We start from the raw sequence: 5826 nt of genomic DNA on the forward strand, positions 1-5826 counted from the left end.
CGACGCGCCGAGAGCGATGCACACCGCCGAGACCGCCAGCAATGCGGGATCGGTCCGTCCCGTCAGGGCGTCGCCGAGCAACACCACGCCCACCGTGCCCGGCAGGATGCCGGCGACCGTGCCCAGCGTGTACGGGACCAGCCGCACCGACGAGACCCCGCAGCAGTAGTTGACCACCGCGAACGGCAGCGGCGCGATCAGCCGCAGCGACCCCACCGCGAGCCAGCCCCGGCGGGCCAGCCGCTCGTCGACCGCCTGCGCCGTCGGATGATTCAGATGGGCCTCGACCACGCCGCGGCCGATCGCGCGCACCAGCAGCAGCGCCAGCACGGCGCTGACGGTCGTGGCGGCGACGGTCACCGCGATCCCGGTGGCCGACCCGAACAGCACCCCGGCGCTGAGGGTGAACACCGTCCGCGGGAACGGGGCCACGGTCACCACCGCGTGGATCAGGAAGAACAGCAGCGGGAAGAGCGGCCCGGCCGACTCGGCCCACGCACGCACCTCGGCGACGGACGGGTGGGGGAGCAGCACCGCGACGACCGCGAGCGCGGCCAGTACGGCGAGGGCACCGAGGATCCGGCGGTCCCGCAGCATCCTCGTCACGAACGGTCACGATACCGGGGCCGGGGGCCGGACGAGCGGTTGCCTCGGCACGCGGTAGATTCCTTAGGCGACGACATTATCGATCGCTAGGGAAACTGTGGTGATCCCCACAATAGGGCCGGCGTGTATGCGGCTAGCATCACATCGGAATCGGTTTAAGGTTTCCCACGGCCGTGTTCGGCGAGCCCGCCCGCTGCGTACGAGAGGACCCTCACGTGTCATTAGCTTCAGAAGCCGAGGACGCTGCGCGCGCCTATGCGCAGTGGCAGGAGGCGGTGGCGGGGGTGCTGGCCAAGTCCCGCCGCGTCGACCCCGCGGAGCTCGGACCGGAACCGCAGCGGCTGCTCGCGACCACCACCTACGACGACGTCGCCGTCGCCCCCCTCTACGGCGTGCGCGACGAGCGTCCCGAGGCGCCGTTGCCCGGCTCCTTCCCGTTCGTCCGCGGCGGTTCCGCGACCCGCGACGTCAACACCGGCTGGCTCGTCAGCGCCCGCTTCGGCGACACCGCCGGTGACGTGAACGAGCGCATCCTCGACGCCCTCGAGAACGGCGTCAGCGCCCTGTGGCTGCGCGTCGGCGCGGACGGCATCGCGATCGCCGACCTGCCCGCCGCGCTCGACAAGGTCCTGTTCGACCTCGCGCCGGTCACCCTCGACGCCGGCGCCGACACCGCCGCCGCCGCGGCCGCCCTCTACGCCCTGCTCGATGCGCGCACCGACGTCGCCGACCGCGGCGCCGTGCGCCTGCACCTCGGTGCCGCGCCGCTGACCAGCGCGTTCTCGGGTCGGGCCGACGTCACCGTCGCCCAGGCCGTCGAACTCGCCCACGCCGCCGCGGACCGCGCCGAGACCGTGCGGGCCCTCACCGTCGACGGCACCGCGTTCCACAACGCCGGGGCCGCCGACGCCGAGGAACTCGGGGCCGCCGTCGCCGCCGGCCTCGAGTACCTGCGCGAGCTGACCGGCAGCCGCCAGTCCGCGGCCCGTGCGCTCGGCCAGATCGAGTTCCGGCTCGCCGCCACCGACGACCAGTTCCAGACCATCGCCAAGTTCCGCGCCGGCCGGCAGCTGTGGGCCCGCATCGCGCAGGTCGTGGGCGCCGCCGAGGCCGGCCACGCCCCCCAGCACGCCGTCACCTCCGCCGCGATGATGACCCAGCGCGACCCCTGGGTGAACATGCTGCGCACCACCCTCGCCGCGTTCGGCGCCGGCATCGGCGGGGCGGACGCGGTCACCGTGCTCCCGTTCGACACCGCCCTGCCGACCGGTGCGCTCGGCGTGTCGGAGGCCTTCTCCGCGCGCATCGCCCGCAACACCCAGCTGCTGCTGCTCGAGGAATCCAACCTCGGCCGCGTCCTCGACCCGGCCGCCGGGTCCTGGTACGTCGAGGAACTCACGGCGCAGATCGCGGCCAAGGCGTGGGAGTTCTTCCAGCAGATCGAGGCGGCCGGCGGCTACCGCACCGCCCTCGACGACGGCCTGATCGGCGAGCGCATCGCCGCCACCCGCGCCCGCCGGGACTCCGACATCGCCCACCGCCGGACCGCGGTGACCGGCGTCAACGAGTTCCCGAACCTCGCCGAGGCCCCGCTGCCCGCGGAGACCGCCGACGCCGGCGCCGATGTCGCCCGGTACGCCGCGGCGTTCGAGGCGCTGCGCAACCGCTCCGACGTCCATCTCGCCGCGCACGGCACCCGGCCCAGGGCGCTGCTCGCCCCGCTCGGCCCGATCGCCGAGCACAACATCCGCACGACGTTCGCCGCGAACCTGCTCGCCTCCGGCGGCATCGAGACGGTCAACCCCGGCCCGCTGTCCGTCGACGACGACAGCATCGCCGCCGCCGTCCGCGACTCGGGCGCCACCGTCGCCGTCGTGTGCGGCACCGACAAGCGCTACGGCGAACAGGCCGCCGCCGCGGTCACCGCGCTCCGCGGCGCCGGGATCGGTACCGTCCTGCTGGCCGGGCCGGAGAGGGCCGTGAGCGAGACCACCGGCGCCGAGCGCCCGGACGGGTTCCTCACCGCCAAGATCGACGCGATCGCCGCGCTGACCGACCTGCTGACCACCCTGGGAGCGTAAGTGAGCATCGAACACGAGATCGGCAGCTTCGCCGACGTCCCGCTGACGGATCCGGCGGCGCCGGCTCCCGCCGCCCCCACCGAGGAGCAGGCCACGGCGCTCGTCGCATCGGTCGCCGCCGCCAACCACTACACGACCGATCAGGTGGTGTGGTCCACGCCCGAGGGCATCGACGTCAAGCCCGTCTACACCAAGGCCGACCGCGACCGGATCGTCGCCGAGGGCTACCCGCTGGGCAGCTACCCGGGCCTCGAGCCGTTCGTGCGCGGCCCGTACCCGACGATGTACGTCAACCAGCCGTGGACCATCCGCCAGTACGCGGGCTTCTCCACCGCCGCCGAGTCCAACGCCTTCTACCGGCGCAACCTCGCGGCCGGGCAGAAGGGCCTGTCGGTGGCGTTCGACCTGGCCACCCACCGCGGCTACGACTCGGATCATCCCCGCGTGCAGGGCGATGTCGGCATGGCCGGCGTCGCGATCGACTCGATCCTCGACATGCGGCAGCTGTTCGACGGCATCGACCTGTCGCAGGTGTCGGTGTCGATGACCATGAACGGCGCCGTCCTGCCGATCCTGGCGCTGTACGTCGTCGCCGCGGAGGAGCAGGGCGTCAAGCCCGAGCAGCTGGCCGGAACCATTCAGAACGACATTCTGAAGGAGTTCATGGTCCGCAACACCTACATCTATCCGCCCAAGCCGTCGATGCGGATCATCTCCGACATCTTCGCCTACACCAGCGCGAACATGCCGCGCTTCAACTCCATCTCGATCTCCGGCTACCACATCCAGGAGGCCGGTGCGACCGCCGACCTCGAGCTGGCCTACACCCTCGCCGACGGCGTCGAGTACCTCCGCGCCGGCCTCGACGCGGGCATGGAGATCGACAAGTTCGCCCCGCGCCTGTCCTTCTTCTGGGCCATCGGGATGAACTTCTACATGGAGATCGCCAAGATGCGGGCCGGCCGTCTGCTGTGGGCCGAGCTCGTCGAGAAGTTCCACCCGAAGTCGGCCAAGTCCAAGTCGCTGCGCACCCACTCGCAGACCTCCGGCTGGTCGCTCACCGCGCAGGACGTGTTCAACAACGTCGCCCGCACCTGCATCGAGGCGATGGCCGCGACCCAGGGCCACACCCAGTCGCTGCACACCAACGCCCTCGACGAGGCGCTGGCACTGCCGACCGACTTCTCCGCCCGCATCGCCCGCAACACCCAGCTGCTGCTGCAGCAGGAATCGGGCACCACCCGGCCGATCGACCCGTGGGGCGGCTCGTACTACCTCGAATGGCTCACCCACGAGCTCGCCAACCGCGCCCGCAAGCACATCGCGGAGGTCGAGGAGGCCGGTGGCATGGCCCAGGCCATCTCCGAGGGCATCCCGAAGCTGCGCATCGAGGAGGCCGCGGCCCGCACCCAGGCGCGGATCGACTCCGGCCGCCAGCCGGTGATCGGCGTCAACAAGTATCAGGTCACCGAGGACCACGAAATCGAGGTCCTCAAGGTCGAGAACTCCCGCGTGCGGGCCGAGCAGATCGCCAAGCTCGAGCAGTTGCGCGCCGACCGTGATCCCGAGTCCGTGCAGGTCGCGCTGGACGCGCTGACCCGCGCCGCCGGCTCGGCCGACGGCGGCCCGGACCACAACCTGCTGGCCCTGGCCATCGACGCGGCCCGCGCCAAGGCCACCGTCGGCGAGATCTCCGACGCCCTCGAGAAGGTGTACGGACGGCACCAGGCCGAGATCCGCACCATCAGCGGGGTCTACCGGGACGAGGCCGGAAAGGCAGGCAACATCAGCACCGCAACCGAACTCGTCGAGAAGTTCGCCGAGGAGGAGGGCCGCCGGCCGCGCATCCTCGTCGCGAAGATGGGGCAGGACGGTCACGACCGCGGGCAGAAGGTGATCGCCACCGCCTTCGCCGACCTCGGCTTCGACGTCGACGTGGGACCGCTCTTCCAGACCCCCGAGGAGGTCGCGAACCAGGCGGCCGACAACGACGTGCACGTCATCGGCGTGTCGTCGTTGGCCGCGGGACACCTGACCCTGGTGCCCGCGCTGCGGGAGGCCCTCGCCGAGGTGGGCCGCCCGGACATCATGATCGTCGTCGGCGGCGTCATCCCGCCCGGCGACTTCGACGAGCTGTACCAGGCCGGGGCCGCGGCGATCTTCCCGCCCGGCACCGTCATCGCGGCCGCCGCGGTGGGCCTGCTGCACAAGCTCGCCGACCAGCTCGGTCACGACCTGGGAGCCTGACCCGGCATGGGCAGCACCCCGGTCGGCAGTCCCACCCGTCGGCCCGCGGTCGACGTCGACGCCCTCGCCGAGGCCGTGCTCGCCAACCGGCGGGCCGGCCTGGCGAAGGCGATCACCCTGGTCGAATCCACCCGGGACGACCACCGGGAGCAGGCACAACAGCTGCTGCTGCGCCTGCTCCCGGAGGCGGGCGGAGCGATGCGCGTGGGCATCACCGGCGTCCCCGGCGTCGGCAAGTCCACCTTCATCGACGCGTTGGGCATGTACCTGCTCGGCAAGGGCCACCGGGTGGCGGTGCTCGCGGTGGACCCGTCGTCGACCCGCACCGGCGGCTCCATCCTCGGCGACAAGACGCGCATGGCCCGGTTGTCGGTGCAGCGCGACGCCTACATCCGGCCGTCCCCCACGGCCGGCACCCTCGGCGGCGTCGCCAAGGCCACCCGCGAGACGATGGTGCTGCTCGAGGCCGCCGGATTCGACGTGATCCTCGTCGAGACCGTCGGCGTCGGGCAGTCCGAGGTCACCGTCGCGAACATGGTGGACTGCTTCACCTTCCTGACCCTCGCCCGCACCGGCGACCAGCTGCAGGGCATCAAGAAGGGCGTCCTCGAACTCGCCGACCTCGTCGCGGTGAACAAGGCCGACGGGCCGTTCGAACGCGACGCGCGGGTCGCGGCCCGGGAACTCGCCGGCGCGCTGCGGCTCGTGCACCCGCACGACGCGGTGTGGAAACCCCCGGTGATCACCATGAGCGGCCTGGAGGGCGCCGGCCTGGACACGTTCTGGGACACCGTCCTCGAACACCGCCGGGTGCTCACCGAGGCGGGCCTGTTCGAGGAGAACCGGCGCCGCCAGCTGGTGGACTGGACCTGGACCATGGTGCACGACCAGC

4 protein-coding genes are annotated in these 5826 nt (G+C 72.0%); 3 read left to right on the top strand and 1 reads right to left on the bottom strand.

Annotated features, from left to right (window positions below):
• Window positions 1-606, bottom strand: a 606-nt coding sequence (locus CQZ88_RS04390; protein WP_102799302.1) for a TVP38/TMEM64 family protein, incomplete at its 3' end; no start/stop codon positions are given.
• Between the two features lie 215 nt (window positions 607-821).
• On the opposite strand from CQZ88_RS04390, the gene mutA reads away from it, so the two are divergent.
• From mutA to meaB, 3 genes are all read left to right on the top strand, one after another.
• Window positions 822-2687, top strand: a complete 1866-nt coding sequence (mutA, locus tag CQZ88_RS04395) for a methylmalonyl-CoA mutase small subunit (protein ID WP_006939318.1) — start codon at window positions 822-824, stop codon at window positions 2685-2687.
• Entirely contained in the window at window positions 2688-4934 is a 2247-nt protein-coding gene (gene scpA / locus CQZ88_RS04400; RefSeq protein WP_102799300.1) for a methylmalonyl-CoA mutase, read from the top strand.
• A 6-nt stretch (window positions 4935-4940) separates the two neighbouring features.
• A partial coding sequence (meaB, locus tag CQZ88_RS04405; RefSeq protein ID WP_102799301.1) for a methylmalonyl Co-A mutase-associated GTPase MeaB occupies window positions 4941-5826 on the top strand: 886 nt, incomplete at its 3' end.

The sequence above is a fragment of the Rhodococcus sp. ENV425 genome (assembly GCF_002887785.1).
Taxonomy (GTDB): domain Bacteria; phylum Actinomycetota; class Actinomycetes; order Mycobacteriales; family Mycobacteriaceae; genus Rhodococcus; species Rhodococcus aetherivorans.